The organism is Collinsella sp. AF04-24, assembly GCF_003465685.1.
Classification (GTDB): domain Bacteria; phylum Actinomycetota; class Coriobacteriia; order Coriobacteriales; family Coriobacteriaceae; genus Collinsella; species Collinsella aerofaciens_AP.
Genome location: NZ_QSBK01000008.1, coordinates 310 through 19073, shown reverse-complemented (window position 1 = coordinate 19073; position 18764 = coordinate 310). Strand labels below are relative to the sequence as shown.

Sequence of the window (18764 nt, the reverse complement as noted above, 5' to 3'; positions counted from 1 at the left end):
GCCACACCGCCTGTTAGTAGGGAGACACATGAACGTTCTGGTCGTCAACGCAGGATCTTCGACCCTTAAGTATCAGGTCATCGATACCAAGTCCCACAAGGTGTCCGCAAAGGGCTCCTGCGAGCGCGTCTGCTTTACCGGCGGTACCTTCACCCACGCTGCCAACGGCTCCAAGAAGGTGACCGAGAACATCGAGTTCCCCGACCACAAGGTCGCCATCGAGGTCGTCCTGAAGGACCTCGAGGCTAACGGCGTCAAGATCGAGGGCATTGGCCACCGTATCGTTCAGGGCGGTTGGTACTTTGGCGATTCCTCTCTCGTCGACGAGGACGTCCTCGCCAAGATCCGCGAGGTCGCTCCGCTCGCCCCGCTGCACAACAACCCCGAGGCCAACGTTATCGAGTACTGCCTGGAGCAGTATCCCGACCTGCCCAACGTCACGGTCTACGACACCGCTTTCCACTTCAACATGCCCGAGGTCGCCAAGACCTACGCCCTGCCCAAGGACGTCTGCGACAAGCTGCACATCCGTAAGTACGGCGCCCACGGCACCAGCTACCGCTACATCTCCAAGAAGGTTGCCGAGATGACCAACGGCGAGGCTCGCAAGGTCGTCGTGTGCCACATCGGCTCCGGCGCTTCCCTGTGCGCCATCGAGGACGGCAAGTGCATGGACACCACCATGGGCCTGACACCGCTCGACGGCGTCATGATGGGCACCCGCTGCGGCTCCATCGACCCGGCCACCGTGTGCTACCTGCAGCGCGAGGGCGGCTACACCTTCGACGAGGTTGACGAGATGATGAACAAGAAGTCCGGCCTTTTGGCTGTGACCGGTGGCAAGACCAACGACTGCCGCAATGTCGAGGAGCTCGCTGCCGCTGGCGACCCCGAGGCTCAGCTCGCCTTCGATATGTTCGTCTACAAGATTGCCGCCAAGGCTGCCGAGATGGCCACTTCTATGTGCGGTATGGACACCCTGGTCTTTACCGCCGGCATCGGCGAGCACGCTCCGGCCGTCCGCGCCGGCGTTGCCGACCGCCTGGCCTTTATGGGCGTCAAGATGGATCATGCCCGCAACGCCCTGCGTGGTGACGGCGCTTGGTGCCTGTCTGCCAAGGATTCCAAGGTCAAGATTTTCGTCATCCCCACGGACGAGGAGTTCATGATCGCTTCCGACGTCGAGCGCATCGTCAACGGCAAGTAATTGCAAGAGGGGAGGGGCTGGACGACCGAGCGCCGTTCAGCCCCTCTTTCGTCTCGTTGAGCGATATGCCTGATAGCTATTTATCAAGTTGTGATAACTTCTTATTAACATGCGGCCGCCTTAAGGGGTCTGCGCCGACCGTATCGCACTGCAAAGGAGTCTCATGAACGTACTTGTTGTCAACGCCGGCAGCTCGAGCCTTAAATATCAGCTTTTGGATACCGATACCCGCGAGGTTTTCGCCAAGGGCAACTGCGAGCGTATCGGCTCGGACATGGGCATCTTTGGCCACTCCGAGAACGGTGGTGCCAAGCAGACCGAGGAGATTCCTTTTCCCGATCATCGCTGCGCTATCGCTCGCGTGCTCGAGGAGCTCGAGAAGACCGACTTTACGATTGATGGCATTGGCCATCGTATCGTTCAGGGCGGCTGGCACTTCGATGATTCCGCAGTTGTCGACGACGAGGTTATGGCCAAGATTCTTGAGGTGGCACCGCTTGCTCCGCTGCACAACTACGGCGAGGCCGCAGCAATCGAGTATTGCCGCGAGAAGTATCCGGAGCTGCCCAACGTGGCTGTCTTCGACACTTCGTTCCATATGACTATGCCCGAGGTTGCCTACACCTACGCGCTGCCCAAGGACGTGTGCGACAAGTACCACGTGCGCAAGTACGGCGCCCACGGCACGAGCCACCGCTATGAGTGGATGATGGCCAAGGAGATCCTGGGTTCGCGCTGCCACCGTCTGCTTTCGTGCCATTTGGGTAACGGTGCTTCGCTCGCTGCTATCGAGGACGGCGTGTGCCGCGACACCACGATGGGCCTCACGCCGCTCGACGGCCTGATGATGGGCACTCGCTGTGGTTCCATTGATCCTGCCACCGTGTGCTACCTCCAGCGCGAGGGCGGCTACAGCTATCAGGAAGTCGATGACATGATGAACAAGCAGTCTGGTCTGCTTGCCATCTCGGGCATCTCCAACGACGCCCGCGACATCCGTACACGCGCCTCCGAGGGCGACGAGCGCTGCCTGCTCGCCTTCGATATGTTCGCCTACAAGGCCATGCAGCAGGCTGGCTCCATGATCGCTTCCATGGCGGGCGTGGACACCATCACCTTTACCGCCGGCATCGGCGAGAACGACTGGTCGATCCGCAAGGCCTTCTGCGACTGCTTTGAGTGGCTGGGCGTGCGCATCGACAACAACAAGAACCGCGAGGCCGTGGGCAACGGCCCGCAGGTCATCAGCGCCGCCGGCTCTTCCGTTACGGTCATGGTCATTCCCACCGACGAGGAATACATGATCGCCCACGACGTCGAGCGCCTGACCGCGAACAACTAACGCGTTCGCTAGCGATTGAACGAAAGACCTCCTGAGCAGTTCGGGAGGCCTTTTTGCTAGCAGGCGGAAATTCCAGTCCCAAAGTTACCATCGCCAGTAACGCCTGCGCTTCCAGCAACGACACCCATCCATTCAGATTCTCAGCCCCAGCTCGTAGCCAAACCGCCGTCTACCTCGGATTCCCTGATTGCCACGTGGCGGCGGGGACCCTACAGGGTAAAGCTCTGAAAACATTCCGCAGGACGGAGGAAGCCCCCGCCGCACGTAGTGCGCAGCGGGGGCTTCCGACATGTCCGAGGACGTTTTCAGAGCTTTACCCTGTAGGGTCCCGAGGGGATACGTCCGCTACTCAGCCATCTGAGCCTGGACGGCGGTGATGGCCACGACACCCACGATGTCGTCGGCAGAGCAGCCACGCGACAGGTCGTTGACCGGCTTGGCGATGCCCTGCAGGATGGGGCCGTAAGCGTCGGCGCCAGCGAAGCGCTGAACCAGCTTGTAGCCGATGTTGCCGGCCTCGAGGTCGGGGAACACGAGCACGTTGGCCTTGCCGGCGACAGAGGAGCCGGGAGCCTTGAGCTGGGCGACGGTGGGGACGATAGCGGCGTCAAGCTGCAGGTCACCATCGATGGCGAGCTCGGGAGCCTTCTCCTTGCAGAACTTCACAGCCTCCTGGACCTTCTTGGCGACCTCGCCGCCAGCGGAGCCCATGGTGGAGTAGGAGAGCATGGCCACGTGCGGCTCAACGTTGCCCATGAAGGTGGACCAGGAGTGAGCGGAGGCGATGGCGATCTCGGAGAGCTCGTCGGAGGACGGGTTGATGTTGAGACCGCAGTCGGCGAAGATCAGCGTGCCGTCGGTGCCGAACTGCGGGGTGTCGGTGCACATCACGAAGAAGGCCGAGACCAGCTTGGTGCCCGGGGCGGTCTTGAGGATCTGAAGCGCAGGGCGCAGGGTGTCGGCGGTGGAGTGGCAGGCGCCGGAGACCAGGCCGTCGGCGTCGCCCATCTTGACCATCATGGTGCCAAAGTAGGTGGCGTCCATCACCTGGGCACGAGCCTGCTCGATGGTGACGCCCTTCTTGGCGCGGAGCTCGGCAAACTTCTGCGCGTACTCCTCGTGCTTCTCGGCGTTGCGCGGGTCGATGACGGTAGCACCGGGAACGTTGATCTCGTCGGGGTTGCCCAGGATGACGATCTTTGCCAGGCCCTCCTCGATGATTTTGGTGGCCGCGACGATAGTGCGCGGATCTTCGCCCTCGGGCAGGACGATCGTCTTAAGGTCGGCCTTGGCGGCAGACTTCATACGGTTTAGGAAATCGCTCATGTTACTCCTTACAAGCGTTTCGCTAAGCTCCAGGCGCCCGGCTGTTCACGAATAAACCCGCTGCTAGCGGGTTTACCTTTCAAATTTGTACGCCGCGGTGCTTGAGCTTTCCTTGTGTGGCAAGCTCATTATAGGACGCATTAGCGCTATAATCGCTCTGATAAATATGTCTCGACGTATGTTCGAGAAAAAGCCCAGTTAAAAAGCGTGTGGCTTTTGACAAGGAGTATCGATGCAGATTACCTCAGGCCTGCCTGAAGGCTTTAACGCCGGCGCGTACGACATGATTGTCGTCGGTGCTGGATATGCCGGTGCCGTTTGCGCCCGCCGTCTTGCCGAGACCATCGGCTATCGTGTTGCCGTTTTGGAGCGCCGTAGCCACATTGCGGGCAATGCCTATGACTGCGCTGACGAGGCCGGAATCCTGATCCACGAGTACGGTCCGCATATCTATCACACCTTTAACGAGCGCGTGCACAATTTCCTGTCGCGCTTTACCAAGTGGACGGATTATCAGCACAAGGTGCTCGCCAACATCAACGGCACTCTTATGCCTGTGCCCTTCAACCATGCGAGTCTCAAGCTCGCCTTTGGTGACGAGCGCGGCGAGGAGCTGTATCAGAAGCTCGTGGAGACCTTTGGCAAGGATGTCAAGGTGCCCATTATGGAGCTGCGCAAGAAGAACGACCCGGATCTTGCCGAGGTCGCCGATTATGTCTATGAGAACGTCTTTTTGCATTACACCATGAAGCAGTGGGGCCAGACGCCCGACCAGATCGACCCCTCGATCACCGGCCGCGTCCCCGTCTTTGTGGGCGATGACGATCGCTACTTCCCGCAGGCTCCTTTTCAGGGCATGCCGCAGGACGGCTATACCGCGCTGTTCGAGCATATGCTCGATCACGATCTGATCGACGTGTTCTGTGACGTAGACGCCCGTGACCTCTTTGAAATCGACGAGACCACCGTCAAGATCGACGGCAAGGTCTATGGTGGAGAGATCGTCTACACCGGTCCGCTCGACGAGCTGTTCAACCTCGACCTGGGCGCGCTGCCGTACCGCACGCTCGATATGAAGTTCGAGACGCTCGATATGGATCAGTTCCAGCCCGTGGGCACCGTCAATTACACCACGAGCGAAGACTACACGCGTATCACCGAGTTCAAGAACATGACCGGTCAGGTCCTGCCCGGCAAGACCACCATCATGAAGGAGTACTCCAAGGCCTATACGCCCGGCTCGGGCGAGACGCCGTACTACGCCATTCTTGAGCCCGAGAACCGTGAGCTCTATGAGCGCTATCTTGAGCGCGTCCAGAACCTGACGAACTTCCACCCGGTGGGTCGTCTGGCCGAGTATCGTTACTACGATATGGACGCCGTGATCAATTCCGCCCTCGATCTTTCGGATGAGATTATCGCCTGCCATGCATAAAGTCATAACATTCGGTATTCCCTCGTATAACGCCGCCAAGGACATGGACCATTGCATCACCTCCATCTTGGAGGGGAGCAATTACGCCACCGATATCGAGATTATCGTGGTGGACGACGGCTCCAAGGACGAGACGGCCGCCAAGGCCGACGAGTGGGAGGCCCGTTATCCTGGAATCATCCGCGCGGTGCACCAGGAGAATGGCGGTCACGGTATTGCCGTCCTTTCGGGCCTGCGCGAGGCGCAGGGCACTTACTACAAGGTTGTCGACTCGGACGACTGGCTTGACGGCGCTGCCCTTTCGACCATGCTGTCGATTCTGCGTGGCTTTGAGGAGCGCGACCAGCGCGTTGACCTGTTTATCTCGAACTACGTGTACGAGAAAGTTTACGAGGGAACGCATACCGCTATCGGTTACAAATTTGCCCTGCCGCGCAAGAAGATCTTTTCCTGGGATCAGATCGGTCATTTCCGCCTGGACCAGAACCTACTCATGCACAGCCTGTGCTATCGCACGGATGTGCTGCGCGAGTCCAACCTTCCCATGCCGCCGCACACGTTCTATGTGGACAACATCTACGCCTACGTACCGCTGCCGCGTTGCAAGACCATGTACTACGCCGACATTGACCTCTACCGCTACTTTATCGGTCGCGAAGGCCAGAGCGTCAACGAGGCAACGATGGTCAAGCGTCTGGACCAACAGTTCCGTGTTACGCGTATCATGATGGAGTCGTACCACCTGTACAGCGATGTCGAGTCGTCGCGCCTGCGTTCGTACATGATGGGCTACTTCACCATGATGATGGCGATCTGCTCGGTGCTCACCAAGCTTTCCGAGGAAGATTGCGCCGACGAGCGCCTAAAGACGCTGTGGAATGATTTGAAGGCCTACGACGAGCGCATGTATCGTCGTGCCCGCTACGGCGTGGTCGGCTTCTTCACCAACCTGCGCGGACGGGCCGGAGACAAAACCACACTCGGCCTATACCGTCTTGCCTCAAAGATCTTCAAATTCAACTAGCTGCTGAGTAATCGCTGCTGATAGGTTGACTGGGCCCCTTGGCCTTTAGTTTGCTACTTCGAACAGTCCTGCTCGCACGGAAAGCACATTTAGTGCTTTCCGGCTCGTGCGGAACTTGTATCAAACTAAAGGCCAAGGGGCCTTTGCTATAAGAATCGATTGTCAGGCTGCCTGAATTTGAAGATCTTGGACGCGCGGTACACAGGGGCCTGGGCTGAAAGGGATCTGGTTGAGTAGGTTGCCCGGTGGGGCTTGGTTATGTTTGTCGCGAGTTCCGCACGAGCCGAAGAGCACTTAATGTGCTCTTCGTGCGAGCCAGGACTGTAGAGCAGCAAACATAACCAAGCCCCACCGGGCAACCGGACGAGCTAGTTTACTTTGCGGCGCCGGGGATGCCGTGGGAGGTTTTGGCGTTTTTTGCTCCGTTTACGATGGCGGTCTGTAGGACCCTTACTGCGAGCATGCCCAGCAGGTCTAGGGGAACGGCGGCGCTTGCCTGGGTGCCCAGTTTGCCGCTGGCGAGGGTGTAGATGGTGTCGCCGTCGTTGGTGGTGTGTGTGGGACGGATGGCGTGTGCGTAGGCGTCTGCGGCCATCTGGGAGACCTTGGTGGCTTGCGCCTTAGTGAGTTCCACGTTGGTGACGATGCAGCTGATGGTGGTGTTGGTGCGGTCGAGCGGCATCTGCATGGATCCGGCGGCAGCAAAGGCTGCGAGTTCCATGTCGACGATCTGGTCGCTATCGGCGGCGGCGCGCATGCCGGCGACCCACTCGCCGGTGAAGGGGTCGACCACGTTGCCGCAGGCGTTGACCGAAACCACGGCGCCTACCTTAACGGGACCGAGCGCCACGGCGGCAGCGCCAAGGCCAGCTTTCATGCAGGTGGTGGGCCCCATGAGCTTTCCGACGGTGGCACCCGTGCCGGCACCTACATTGCCCTGTTCGAGCTTGGTGGGGGTGTTGTCGAGTGCTTCGCGCACGGCGGCGATGCCGGCCTCAATGTCGGGGCGTACGGTGGGGTCGCCAAAGGCGAGATCGAAGATGCAGCTGGAGCACACGATAGGCACCTGCGTGGGGCCGACGGGTAGGCCGATGCCGCGGCTCTCGAGCTCGCGGGCCACGCCGCTTGCTGCCTCCAGACCAAAGGCCGATCCGCCCGAAAGGCAGACGGCATGGACCTTGTCGACGGTGTTCTCGGGGCGCAGCAGGTCGGTTTCGCGCGATGCTGGAGCACCGCCGCGAACGTCAACGCCGCCGGTGGCGCCCTCGGGTGCCACGATTACGGTGCAACCGGTGCCGGCCTCCTCGTCCGTATAGTTGCCATAGCAAAAGCCATTGACGTCGCAGACGTCAATGGCCTCGAGCAGTGTATCCATGTTTAACTCCTATCGGTTTTCCGCCGCGCCTTGTGCCCGGTCGGGATCCGTACGGTACGCCAAAATTGTAGGCGCCGGGGGATACCCAGCGCCAGATGCAATTACGAGAGTTTTTGAATCGCGCGCGCGACGCGGGCGATGGGTAGGCCCACCACGTTATAGAAGTCGCCCGAAATATCGTGCACGAGCATGCGTCCTCCTGTGCCCTGAATGCCGTAGGCGCCGGCCTTGTCCATGGGCTCACCCGAGGCGACGTAGTGCTCGATCTGCTCGTCGCTGAGCTCGTAGAACGTCACGTCGGTCACATCGACAAAGGACAGGCTTTCGGCGGCATGCGGGGCGGCCGTATCGCCTGTCTTAACGATGCAGACGCCGGTTGCAACCTGGTGCGTGCGGCCCGAAAGCTCACGGAGCATGGCGCGCGCCTCGTCCTCGGTTGCCGGCTTGCCCAGAATCTTGCCGTCAAAGGTGACGATGGTGTCGGCCGCGACCGTCAGCTCATTGGGCTCGGCATGCTCGGCGGCAACGGCGGCGGCTTTTGCGCGTGCTAAGCGTTCAACGAGCGTAAGCGGGGTCTCGCCATCAAACGGCGTTTCGTCGATATCGGCAGGAATGATGCGAATGTCATAGTCCGCCTCGCGCATCAACTCGATGCGGCGCGGTGATTGCGAAGCCAAAATCACAGCTGAATGCCCTCGGCGACCTTCTCGACGGCCTTGTCGCCGGCGAGCGTGCGCAGCAGCTCAAGCGCAAAGGGGAGCGACTGGGCCATGCCGCTGGCGGTGATGATGTTGCCGTCGTGCGTGACCTTGTCGCCGGTATAGGCGCCCTCGGGGAAGCTCTTCTCAAAGCCGGGGAAGCACGTGGCGTGGCGTCCCTCGAGCAGGTCGAGCTCGCCCAGGATAAACGGGGCGGCGCAGATGGCGGCAACGTGCTTGGTCGCGGCGAAATCGCAGACTACGTCGCAGACGCGCTGGTCGGCGCGCAGGTTGGTGGCACCGGGCAGGCCGCCGGGCAGCACGACGCAGTCGTACTCGTCAAAATTGATCTCATCAAAGAGCGCATCGCAGGTCACGGGAATCTGCAGCGAGCTTACGACCTCGCGCGTGGGCATGATCGAGACGAGCGTGGCGCGCACGCCGCCGCGACGCATGACATCGACCATGGTCAGGCATTCAATCGTTTCAAAGCCATCGGCGGCAAGAACGGCAACGCTGGGCATAAGGGTTCCTTTCAAAAAACGGCATACAATTAGCCGTCTTATACCCCGAAGACCTCCGCTTGCCACGCTCGATTTCCCAATGTTTAAAATAGCCCCGTCCGAATTAGCTACCCCCACCCATCCTCAACAATCTCAATCTGTAACATCCATCGACCAAAACTAGCCCCAACTGTTACAGATCGAGACAGTCCCCAACAGCACCGCCCCGTTCGGGGAACGACCGCCACAGGTACGGCGGGCAGAGGCTCGCTTTTTTCCTCGGTTTTTCTTGACAGAATCTCACCTGTTGTAGTACTTTGTCCCAGTCTAAAAACGCGTGGACTTTTCTGGGCGCTAGCCACCTTTTTGCCACGCAACCGAGCAGTCGGTTGCGTGGCTTTTTTCGTCTTGGCAGCAGGTGCCACATGCACCGCCAGAAGACCGCACGAGCCCACCTTCCGACTGCAGGGAACAGACGCACGAGACGTGCGTCTGCAAGACAGCAGACGGAAGGGAGCCGAATGGCAGGAACAAACGCAATCAAGCAACAGGCCGCCGGGGCGGGAGCCACGGGCGCGGGACAGGCCAAGGCGGCGCTCCAGGTCTTTGCGGGCGGCGCCTGCTACGGCGCGATGGCCACGACCTACAAGCTCGCCTACGCCGCGGGCTTCACCTCGGCACAGGTGGTGGCGAGCCAAGCGTGGCTCGGCTGCCTCTTCTTCGCCCTCGCCACGCTCGCAGGGCACGCACTCGGGCACCGCTGGCAGCGCGTGGGCTGGAAGCTCGCCCTTAAGCTCATGGGCCTGGGAGCCCTCACCTGCCTCACCTCAATCCTCTACTGCTACGCCATGAGCGTGCTGCCCGCCCCGGTGGCGCTCACGCTCCTCTTCCAGTTCACGTGGCTGGGGCTCGTGTGGCAGACCGTCATGACGCGCCGGCCGCCGAGGCCCCTCCAAGTGGCCTCCGCCCTGGCCATCGTCTTCGGGACGGTGTTCGCGAGCGGCGTTTACAAGACCGGCATCACCGGGTACGACCCCGTGGCCCTGCTCTGCGCGCTGGGGGCGGCCGTGTCCTGCTCCCTCTTTGTCACCCTCTCCGGCAAGGTCGAGGCCCCCTGCTCGTCCGAGCAGCGCGGCGTCATCGTGTGCGCGGGCTCCGTGGTCATGTCGCTCACGGTGTGCCCGGACTACGTCGTCTCGGGCGTCCTCGCCCAGGGCATCCTGCCCTTTGCCGTCATCGCCGGCTTCTTTGGCATGCTCTGCCCGGTCTTGCTCTTCGGCATGGGCTCTCCGCACCTGCCCGCGGGTCTCTCCACTGTCATGGCCGCCGCGGAACTCCCCGCCGGCCTGCTCATCGCCATGATCGTCCTCGGCGAGCCGCTCGGCGTCGTCGAGTGGCTGGGCGTCGCCATCATCCTCGCCGGCGTGTGCCTGGCACAGGTCCCCTCCCTGCTTGGAGGCCGGGAGGCACGTCGCGCCGCCGCAGGACAAGCCGTCAGCTAGTCACCCCTTCACGGGCGGCCCGCGCGCATCAGGGAAAGGGCCACGGGCCCGGCGCGTGAGGTCGCAAGGACGTTATAAAGCGTCCCCGCAGAGGTGGGGGCGCCAGAGAGAAGGAGGCACCATGCCATTTCCAAAAGGGTTCCTTTGGGGAGGAGCCACCGCTGCTAACCAATGCGAGGGAGGTTATGACGAGGGCGGCCGCGGCCTTGCCAATGTCGACGTCATCCCACACGGGTCGGAGCGCAACGACGTAAGTCGCGGCCTGAGGCGCATGCTCGACTTTGAGCCCGGGTACTACTACCCGGCCCAGACGGGCATCGACTTCTACCACCACTACCGCGAGGACATAGCCCTCTTCGCGGAGATGGGCTTTAAGGTCTTTCGCCTCTCCATCGCCTGGAGCCGCATCTTCCCCAATGGCGACGAGGAGGAGCCCAACGAGGCCGGGCTCGCCTTCTACGAGGACGTGTTCCGCTGCTGCCGCGAGCACAGGATCGAGCCCCTCGTGACCATCACGCACTTCGACTGCCCCATCCACCTCGTCAAGAAGTACGGCGCCTGGCGAAACCGCGCCCTCATCGAGCTCTACAAGCGGCTCGTGAAGGTGCTCTTCAACCGCTACCGCGGCCTCGTACATTTGTGGATCACGTTCAACGAGATGAACATGATCTTGCACCGTCCCTTCATGGGTGCCGGCATCGTCCTCGAGCCCGGGGAGAATGCCCGCGAGGCCGAGTACCGCGCCGCGCACAACGAGCTCGTGGCGAGCGCCTGGGCCACCAAGATCGCCCACGAGGTCGACCCGGAGAACAAGGTTGGCTGCATGCTCGCCGCGGGAAGCTACTACCCCTACTCCTGTCGTCCCGAGGACGTCCGTGCAGCGCAGGTCAAGAACCAGGAGGACCTCTTCTTCGTGGACGTGCAGGCACGCGGGCACTACCCCGGCTACGCGCTCAAGATGCTCGAGCGCGAGGGCATCGACGTGGGCATGACCGCCGAGGACGAGCGCATCCTTGCGGAGAACACCGTCGACTTCATCTCGTTTAGCTACTACTCCTCGCGCTGTACCGCGGGCGACCCCGATTCCGTGGGCGGCGTCGCCGAGGGCAACGCCTTCGCCGGCGTAGAGAACCCCTACGTGCGCACGAGCGACTGGGGCTGGGTCATCGACCCGCTGGGGTTCCGCATCACGATCAACGACCTCTGGGACCGCTACCAGAAGCCGCTCTTTGTGGTGGAGAACGGCCTCGGCGCCTATGACGAGGTGCTTCCCGACGGCACGATCGAGGATGACTACCGCATCGCCTACCTGCGCGAGCACATCGAGGCCATGCGCGACGCTATCGAGCAGGACGGCGTCGAGATGCTCGGCTACACCACCTGGGGGCCGATCGACCTCGTGAGCGCGGGCTCCGGCGAGATGGAGAAGCGCTACGGCTTCATCTACGTGGACCGCGACAACCTGGGCAACGGCACGCTCGAGCGCAGGCGCAAGAAGAGCTTCTACTGGTATCAACAGGCCATCGCCACCAACGGAGGCGACCTGGGCTAACCACCCGGGCAATATCACTAAGGAGAAAATAATGGCAGAAAAATACGACGACCTGGCCAGATCCATACTCGAGAACGTAGGCGGCGCCGAGAACGTCGCCAGCGTCGCGCACTGCATCACGCGCGTGCGCTTCAAACTCAAGGACGAGTCCCGCGCCAACACGGCCAAGATCGAGGCCCTCAAGGGCGTCATCCAGGTCATCCAGGCCAACGGCCAGTGCCAGGTGGTCGTGGGCAACATCGTCGAGGACGTCTACGACGCGGTCCTGGAGGCCGGCAACTTCTCGGGCGGCGCAAGCGCCGACGACGAGCCCCAGGGCGATAAGACCGTTGCCTCCGTCATCATCGACCTCATCTCTGGCATCTTCCAGCCCATCCTGGGACCGCTTGCCGCCGCAGGCATCATGAAGGGACTGCTTGCCCTCATCACCTACTTCGTCCCGGCCTTTGCAAACGACGGCCTCTACACGCTGCTCTACACCGTGGCTGACGGCTTCTTCTACTTCCTTCCCGTCGCCCTGGCGTTCAGTGCCGCGCGCAAGTTCCGCATGAACGAGTTCACCGGCGTGGCAATCGGCGTGGCGCTCCTCTACCCGACGATGGTCGCCCTGACCTCGGGCGAGGCGCTCGGCAGCATCGACCTCGGCGTGGCCGGCACGTTCTCGTGGTACGCCACCGCCCTCGGGCTCCCCATCATCATGCCCGTGTCCGGCTACGTGAGCTCGGTGATCCCCGTCCTTCTCATGGTGTGGTTCGGCTCTATCCTTGAGCGCTGGCTCAAGAGCTGGATGCCGGCTGCGCTCAAGATGTTCCTTGTCCCGCTCGCCACGATGACGGTCTCCATCGTCTTGGGCTACCTCATCATCGGCCCGGTGGCCACCCTCATCACCAACCTGCTGAGCGCGGCGTTCTCGTTCATCTTCCAGCTCCCCGTGGTTGGTTCCGTCCTGGGCAGCGCCCTAGTCGGCGGACTGTGGATGTGCCTCGTCATCTTCGGCTTCCACTGGAGCCTCATCCCCATCTCCATCATGAACCTGAACACCCTCGGCCACGATAGCGTGCTCGCCGCCACCATCGGCCACGGGTTCGCACTCGGAGCGGTCATCTTTGCCATGTACCTCAGAAACAAGGACGAGCGCTTCCGCGGCATCGCCCTTCCCGCGATGATCTCCGCCTTCTTCTTCGGCGTCACCGAGCCGGGCATCTACGGCATCGCCCTCCCCAACAAGCGCGCGTTCGTCGTGGCATGCCTGAGCTCCGCCGTGGGCGGCGCTATCGTGGGAATGACTGGCGCTCTCATGTACATCTCGGGCGGCCTCGGCGTCTTCAACCTGCTCAACTTCATCGACGGGACCCCTGGTGGCGCCGGGATCTCCCACATGATCTTCGCGATCATCGCCTCGCTCATTTCCGCCGTCCTGGCCTTTGTTATCGAGTTCATCACCTACCGACCCAACGACGAGGAGGAAGGCGCCCACTAGCTTGCGCCCTCCTCAATCAGCTCTATGTAATTGAGGAGCAGTTGAGGTGGGTGAGGGCCGAGGGCGATCAAGGTGGCCGCCCTCGGCCCGGGACAACCTGCCAGAAGGCGTTTAGCTTTCTCGGGCGGCGCTGAAATGAACTGCGCCCCGAAACTTAGACGGGTCAATTAGCGGCCTATGCCGCACATGGGGACTGATTCCGGAACTCCTCCGGGGTCAGTCCCTTTTGCTTAACCTGCCTCCTCTTGTTCAAGTGAACGGTGTAGGCGTGGAGGTCCCGCTTGAACTCCTCGAAGCTCCGCCACGTCCGGTTCCTGTAGAACTCGTCCTTCAGGCGCCCGGGCAGCAGCTCCGTCGCAAGAGCTCGCCCTCGCGCGCCGCCGGCCCCGGCCGGGTCCGGGCGCCCTTCGGCCTTCGGTGCGCCCGTATCCCCTGTCGCAAAACTCTGCTGCAAGAGTCCTCAGCGTGGCGTCGTGTCCGACTTTCCCGTCCATAAAGAAGCCCCCCATTTCTAATGTCCAAGAAATGAGGGGGCGGTTCAATTTCGGGACGGGGATTAAATAATCATTCAGAACAATTTTTTATCCCCGTCCCAGAAAAATCATCGGGCGTGGTCTTGGGCAAACGGTCTAGTTACGCTTGAGGTGGACGACGGTTTCGCAGTGGAAGGTTTGCGGGAACAGGTCGACCGGTGTGATCTTGACGGGGGAGAAGGTGCCTTCCTCGACAAAGCGCTTAAGGTCGCGCGCCAGGGTGGCAGGGTCGCAGCTCACGTAGGCGACATCGCGGGCACTCGTGCTCGCGATGAGGTCGATGGCCTCGGGCGCCAAGCCTGCGCGCGGCGGATCGACTACCAGGACATCGGCGTCCTGATCGGGGAACTCGCGCACCGCGTCGCCGCCGATGACGTCGACGTTATCGAGTTTGTTGATCTCTAGGTTACGGCGCAGGTCGCGTACGGCCGGTCCGTAGGCCTCGACAGCGGCAACAAAGTCGCAGCGGCGGGCGAGCGGCAGGGTGAAGGTTCCGGCGCCGCAATACAGGTCTACGGCAAGTTCGTCTTCCTGCGGGTCGAGCGCCTCCATGACAAGCTCGATCAAAATCTCGGCACCCTTGGTGTTGACCTGGAAAAACGACGGGGCCGAAAGGCGCATCTGGCCGTCGGCGATGTTCTCGGTCCAGGAGCCCTCGCCGGCGAGCATCTCAACCTTGGAGACGCGGCGGGCCTTCTTCTCACCCTTGCTCATAACGCGCACTATGCTCGTGGGGTGTGCGGCGTCTGCCAGCACGCGCGAGACCTGCGAGCGCGGAAACGAGCCCGTGGGCGTCCAGAGCGCGATTTCGAGCGCCTTGGTGCGACGCGAGGCGCGAATGCCCACGCGCTCCAGGCCTAGGTCGTGGCTGCCGCTCAGATAGTTGAGCGCGCCGACGACCGACTTGAGCGCCTTGGGAAAACGTTTATCGAACAGCGGACACGAATCGACGGTCACGATCTTGCTGGGATCGACGCCGTGCATGCCAAGACGAACGCGGCCGTTGACGACGGTCGGTTCGAGCTCGATTTTATTGCGGTAGCCCCAGTCGTCCTTGGTGTGGCGGATGGGCTGCACCAGCTCGTCGACTTGCTCAGGGGTGAACTTGCCGATGCGCTCGAGCGTGGAGCGCAGGTTTTGCTCCTTGGCGGCAAGCTGAGCGGTGCGCGAGAGATTGCCCCACGAGCAGCCACCGCAGACGCCCACGAAGGGGCAGGGAGGCTGAATTCGATCGGGGCTTGGCTCCAGAATCTCGGTGGTGCGGGCGCGCATGAACGACTTGCCGTCCTGCACGATTTCGGCCTCGACGGTATCGCCCGCCACGGCGCCCTGCACAAATACGGCCTTGCCGTTGTCGGCGTGCGCCAGACTATCGGCGCCATACGTCATCGATTCTATGGTGAGCTTCATATTCCTGCCCGTCATTCGCGTTGTTATTCGCACCATGGTAGCAGGGAAAAGCGCCCCGCATCCGAGGCTTTCCTCAAATGCGGGGCGCTTCTACAAACGTCTATTTCGTCTTGCCGGTAATGAGCGTCTTAAGGCCTAAGCCGATCAGGCCCAGACCCATACGCACGCGGCCGGGGCGATGGCGCTCGATGGCCTTGGTCTTGCCGGCGGGTTTCTCGCGGCGGGCGCTTGCATGGGGCGCGGACTTGACGGTCTGCGGCTGAGGCTGGGGCTGGGGCTGGGGCGCAGGCTCGGGTTCGGATTCCAGGTCGGGTTCAATGACGGTTGCCTGGACCTTCTGGACCTTGGGAACGTCCGCCTGGGGCTTGGGCTTGGGGCCCAGAACAGGTGCGGATTCCGGTTTTGCTTTGGCGACGGGCTCCGAAGCCACGGCTGCGGACTCGGCGTTGCGATAAGCGCGCTCCAACAGGAACTCCTGCGAGTTAAAGGGCTTCTCACCCTCTTTTCGCTCTACGGGAACCCAGGTGCCGTCGCTCGTCAGGCTACGTGCCTTCACGTTGTCGCGCAGCTGCACGCCCATGTACTCGTGCACCAGCGCGCGGCAGGTGGGGTCGAGCACGGGGAAGGCGATTTCTACGCGATGCTCGGTGTTGCGCGTCATCATGTCGGCAGAACTCAGGTAGATCATGTCCGAGTCCACGCCGAAGGCATAGACGCGCGCGTGCTCCAAGAAACGTCCGACGATAGAACGTACGTGCACGTTTTCGGTCTTGCCCGCAATGTTGGGCTTCAGGCACGAGATGCCGCGGATGATCATGTCCACGCGCACGCCGGCACACGATGCCTCGGAGATCTTGTCGATGACCTCGCGGTCGGTGAGCGAGTTGAGTTTAAAGAACACGCGGGCGGGTTCGCCGGCGAGAGCGCGTTGTATCTCGCGGTCCAGACCGCGCATGATGAGCGGCTTGAGACCGACGGGCGCCACGCCCAAAAAGCGGTAGTCGCCGCGCAGGTTGCCCAGCGACAGGTTGCGGAAGAACAGGTTGGCGTCTTCGCCGATGCCGGGATGGGCGGTCATGAGCATAAAGTCGCTGTAGAGCTTGGCCGTCTTCTCGTTAAAGTTACCGGTGCCCAAAAGCGTGAGTCGAGTGAGCGCCATGCCCTCGCGATAGGTGAGCTGGCAGATCTTTGAGTGGCATTTAAAGCCCTCGGAGCCATAGATGACGGTGCAGCCCGCTTCTTCCAGACGCTCTGCCCACTCGATGTTATTTTGCTCGTCAAAGCGCGCGCGGAGCTCCATGAGCACCGTGACCTCTTTGCCGTTCTCGGCGGCGTCAATCAACGACTCGCACAGACGACTCTGCTTGGCCACGCGGTAGAGCGTGATGCGCAGCGAGATGCACTCGGGGTCGTATGCGGCCTCGTGTACCAAGTCCAGGAACGGATTCATGGCCTCGTAGGGGTAAAAGAGCAACTTGTCGCCCTGCAGCACCTGCTCGCGAATGGAGCGGGACATGTCGATGGTGGGGTTGGGCTGCGGCTTAAACGGCGTAAAGAGGAGCTCATTGCGCAGGTGCTCGGGAATTTTGCCCTCGATGCCAAAGACGTAGCCCAGGTCGAGCGGGATATCGCAGGTAAAAACCGAGCGGCGCGAAAGCTCGAGCGCTTTGCGGATGGTCTTGAGCGTCGCCTTCTCGAGCGAACCGGAGACGGCAAGCACCACCGGTTGCAGGCGCAGACGCTTCTTGAGGATGCGCTTCATGTGCTGGCGGTAATCCTCTTCCTCCTCGACGCCCTCGCCGTCCGGGTCGATATCGGCATTGCGGGTGACGCGGATCAGAGCGCGGTCGAGCGGCTTATAGGAGCCAAAGCAGCTGTCCAGGCAGGCGAGAATGACGTCCTCGAGCAAGATGTAGGAGTAGGTGCCGGCGGGCGAGGGGATCTCGACCACGCGGTTCATCGAGGCGGGAATCTCGATAAGGCCCAGCAGGCTCTCCTCGTCCGTGACACCGTCCAGTCCGCAAGCTAGATAGAGTGCGCCGTTGCGCAGGTTGGGGAAGGGGTGGCGCGGGTCAATGACCAACGGCGAGATGACCGGCGACACGTAGGCCTGGAAGTAGCGGGTGACAAAGGTGCGTTCCTCGGGCGTAAGCGAGTCGATGCGAGCGCGGTGAACGCCCAGGGCGTCGAGCTTGCCCTCGATGCTCTTAAAGATGGACTCCCATCGGGTAAGGAGCCCGGGCATTTCGGCCATGACAGCATCGACCTGTTCGGAGGCGGTCATATTGCTCTTGTTGTCGACAGGCTGTTTTTTGAGCTCTGCCAGATCGGACAGGCCGCCCACGCGCACCATGAGAAACTCATCGAGGTTAGACTCGAAAATCGACACGAACTTTAGCCGCTCGAACAGCGGAACGGTCTCGTCGAAGGCTTCGTCAAGCACACGGTTGTCAAAGCGCAGCCAGCTGAGCTCTCGGTTCTGCGTGTACGAGAAGTCGCGCGGCGGCTTACGCAGCTTTGCAGCGGCTTGCTTTTTTTCGATTTTGCTCGGCATATGCATCTGTCCGTTCAGTCCCCGTGGGGGACGGTTGCCTAACACTATTCACTATTGTCTCAATTTAGTCGACCTATGGCACGGACGTATCGCGTGAACGGTATCTTTACCTACTTCTTACGCTGACAAGCCATAGAGCTGACGCCCTTCGCGTTGTGAAAAACGGTCTATATTCTCACTCAACTGATAAGGATGCGTGAATAAGAATGATGGCAAGCTGAATATCATTGAATTCGGTCCAAAACGTGGGCTAGCTTCATTTATATACATAAAACCGTTTTACCTATGCAATTCTGAATCATGGATTTATAGATGCGATGGGGATAATTTATAGGAAAAAGAGCGTTTACCTTTGAAAAGGTACTTTAGAGCGCCGAAGTGCATCATGGGGGAATCACATGCGATATACCGTTCATCGCACTTTGTTGACCGTTCGGGGGTGAGGTGGAATTGCGGGTGGAATTTGGATATAACTAGAGCTGTCAGCAAGCAGCGCCCGTTACGGAAGGGCGCTGATAGATTCGGCCGAGAGGCCCGAAAGAAAGGTAGGAGGCCATGACGAAAGGTCTGCACGTGCCTTCCGAGATCGGCAAGCTCAGGAAGGTCTGCCTGCACCGTCCCGGCGACGAGCTCCTCAACCTGCCGCCCGACGAGCTCGAGCGACTCCTGTTCGACGACGTCCCGTTCCTGGAGGTCGCGCAGCAGGAGCACGACACCTTCGCCCAGATCCTGAGGGACCAGGGCGTGGAGGTCCTCTACCTCGAGAACCTCGTCGCGGAGGTGTTCGACCAGGTCCCCGGCGCCCGCGCCGAGTTCACCGACC

15 protein-coding genes are annotated in these 18764 nt (G+C 61.3%); 8 read left to right on the top strand and 7 right to left on the bottom strand.

What is annotated here, in order from left to right:
- The first annotated feature begins 28 nt into the window (after positions 1–28).
- Entirely contained in the window at positions 29–1207 is a 1179-nt protein-coding gene (locus DWV32_RS04290) for an acetate/propionate family kinase (protein ID WP_006234305.1), read from the top strand.
- A 163-nt stretch (positions 1208–1370) separates the two neighbouring features.
- Entirely contained in the window at positions 1371–2549 is a 1179-nt protein-coding gene (locus DWV32_RS04285) for an acetate/propionate family kinase (protein WP_117757329.1), read from the top strand.
- Positions 2550–2894: 345 nt separating this feature from the next.
- On the opposite strand, the gene pta is transcribed toward DWV32_RS04285, so the two are convergent.
- The gene (gene pta / locus DWV32_RS04280; protein ID WP_006234296.1) at positions 2895–3875 is read right to left on the bottom strand and encodes a phosphate acetyltransferase; all 981 of its coding nucleotides are present in this window, start codon (positions 3873–3875) and stop codon (positions 2895–2897) included.
- Between the two features lie 232 nt (positions 3876–4107).
- On the opposite strand from pta, the gene glf reads away from it, so the two are divergent.
- Positions 4108–5310, top strand: a complete 1203-nt coding sequence (glf, locus tag DWV32_RS04275; RefSeq protein ID WP_117757328.1) for a UDP-galactopyranose mutase — start codon at positions 4108–4110, stop codon at positions 5308–5310.
- Positions 5303–6334 carry a glycosyltransferase family 2 protein gene (locus DWV32_RS04270; protein WP_022094096.1) on the top strand — a complete coding sequence of 344 codons (1032 nt, stop codon included), beginning with the start codon at positions 5303–5305 and terminating at the stop codon, positions 6332–6334. Before glf ends, DWV32_RS04270 begins: the two co-directional genes overlap by 8 nt.
- 373 nt (positions 6335–6707) lie before the next feature.
- On the opposite strand, the gene DWV32_RS04265 is transcribed toward DWV32_RS04270, so the two are convergent.
- The 3 genes from DWV32_RS04265 to DWV32_RS04255 all read right to left on the bottom strand — a co-directional run bounded on the left by DWV32_RS04265 (position 6708) and on the right by DWV32_RS04255 (position 8931).
- Positions 6708–7709: a P1 family peptidase gene (locus tag DWV32_RS04265; RefSeq protein WP_117757327.1), complete on the bottom strand. Its 1002-nt coding sequence runs from the start codon at positions 7707–7709 to the stop codon at positions 6708–6710.
- A gap of 101 nt (positions 7710–7810) precedes the next feature.
- Positions 7811–8392 carry a nucleoside triphosphate pyrophosphatase gene (locus DWV32_RS04260; protein ID WP_117757326.1) on the bottom strand — a complete coding sequence of 194 codons (582 nt, stop codon included), beginning with the start codon at positions 8390–8392 and terminating at the stop codon, positions 7811–7813.
- Positions 8389–8931 carry a DJ-1 family glyoxalase III gene (locus DWV32_RS04255; RefSeq protein WP_117583934.1) on the bottom strand — a complete coding sequence of 181 codons (543 nt, stop codon included), beginning with the start codon at positions 8929–8931 and terminating at the stop codon, positions 8389–8391. Before DWV32_RS04255 ends, DWV32_RS04260 begins: the two co-directional genes overlap by 4 nt.
- Before the next feature lie 500 nt (positions 8932–9431).
- Here DWV32_RS04255 and DWV32_RS04250 point away from each other — a divergent pair, with 500 nt between their 5' ends.
- From DWV32_RS04250 to DWV32_RS04240, 3 genes are all read left to right on the top strand, one after another.
- Positions 9432–10412: an EamA family transporter gene (locus DWV32_RS04250; RefSeq protein ID WP_117757325.1), complete on the top strand. Its 981-nt coding sequence runs from the start codon at positions 9432–9434 to the stop codon at positions 10410–10412.
- A 121-nt stretch (positions 10413–10533) separates the two neighbouring features.
- Positions 10534–11964, top strand: a complete 1431-nt coding sequence (locus DWV32_RS04245) for a 6-phospho-beta-glucosidase (RefSeq protein WP_117757324.1) — start codon at positions 10534–10536, stop codon at positions 11962–11964.
- 31 nt (positions 11965–11995) lie between these two features.
- Positions 11996–13444, top strand: a complete 1449-nt coding sequence (locus tag DWV32_RS04240; RefSeq protein ID WP_117757323.1) for a PTS transporter subunit EIIC — start codon at positions 11996–11998, stop codon at positions 13442–13444.
- 175 nt (positions 13445–13619) lie between these two features.
- On the opposite strand, the gene DWV32_RS10520 is transcribed toward DWV32_RS04240, so the two are convergent.
- From DWV32_RS10520 to ppk1, 3 genes are all read right to left on the bottom strand, one after another.
- Positions 13620–13898 (bottom strand): IS3 family transposase, encoded by a 279-nt coding sequence (locus tag DWV32_RS10520; RefSeq protein WP_199576987.1) that lies wholly within the window; start codon positions 13896–13898, stop codon positions 13620–13622.
- 175 nt (positions 13899–14073) lie between these two features.
- Positions 14074–15402, bottom strand: coding sequence for a 23S rRNA (uracil(1939)-C(5))-methyltransferase RlmD (gene rlmD, locus DWV32_RS04230; RefSeq protein WP_117757322.1), 1329 nt, complete (start codon positions 15400–15402; stop codon positions 14074–14076).
- An 85-nt stretch (positions 15403–15487) separates the two neighbouring features.
- Positions 15488–17941, bottom strand: coding sequence for a polyphosphate kinase 1 (gene ppk1 / locus DWV32_RS04225; RefSeq protein ID WP_233540399.1), 2454 nt, complete (start codon positions 17939–17941; stop codon positions 15488–15490).
- A gap of 555 nt (positions 17942–18496) precedes the next feature.
- Between ppk1 and DWV32_RS04220 the strand changes: the two genes are divergently transcribed.
- Positions 18497–18764 (top strand): arginine deiminase family protein (locus DWV32_RS04220; RefSeq protein WP_233504079.1); only part of this gene is annotated, 268 nt, incomplete at its 3' end.

Coding starts and splice junctions, on each gene's coding strand:
- pta (WP_006234296.1), bottom strand. CDS start 3,875: ATGAGCGATTTCCTAAACCGTATGAAGTCTGCCGCCAAGGCCGACCTT.
- DWV32_RS04270 (WP_022094096.1), top strand. CDS start 5,303: ATGCATAAAGTCATAACATTCGGTATTCCCTCGTATAACGCCGCCAAG.
- DWV32_RS04290 (WP_006234305.1), top strand. CDS start 29: ATGAACGTTCTGGTCGTCAACGCAGGATCTTCGACCCTTAAGTATCAG.
- DWV32_RS04250 (WP_117757325.1), top strand. CDS start 9,432: ATGGCAGGAACAAACGCAATCAAGCAACAGGCCGCCGGGGCGGGAGCC.
- rlmD (WP_117757322.1), bottom strand. CDS start 15,402: ATGACGGGCAGGAATATGAAGCTCACCATAGAATCGATGACGTATGGC.
- DWV32_RS04255 (WP_117583934.1), bottom strand. CDS start 8,931: ATGCCCAGCGTTGCCGTTCTTGCCGCCGATGGCTTTGAAACGATTGAA.
- DWV32_RS04240 (WP_117757323.1), top strand. CDS start 11,996: ATGGCAGAAAAATACGACGACCTGGCCAGATCCATACTCGAGAACGTA.
- DWV32_RS04245 (WP_117757324.1), top strand. CDS start 10,534: ATGCCATTTCCAAAAGGGTTCCTTTGGGGAGGAGCCACCGCTGCTAAC.
- DWV32_RS04265 (WP_117757327.1), bottom strand. CDS start 7,709: ATGGATACACTGCTCGAGGCCATTGACGTCTGCGACGTCAATGGCTTT.
- glf (WP_117757328.1), top strand. CDS start 4,108: ATGCAGATTACCTCAGGCCTGCCTGAAGGCTTTAACGCCGGCGCGTAC.
- DWV32_RS04285 (WP_117757329.1), top strand. CDS start 1,371: ATGAACGTACTTGTTGTCAACGCCGGCAGCTCGAGCCTTAAATATCAG.
- ppk1 (WP_233540399.1), bottom strand. CDS start 17,941: ATGCCGAGCAAAATCGAAAAAAAGCAAGCCGCTGCAAAGCTGCGTAAG.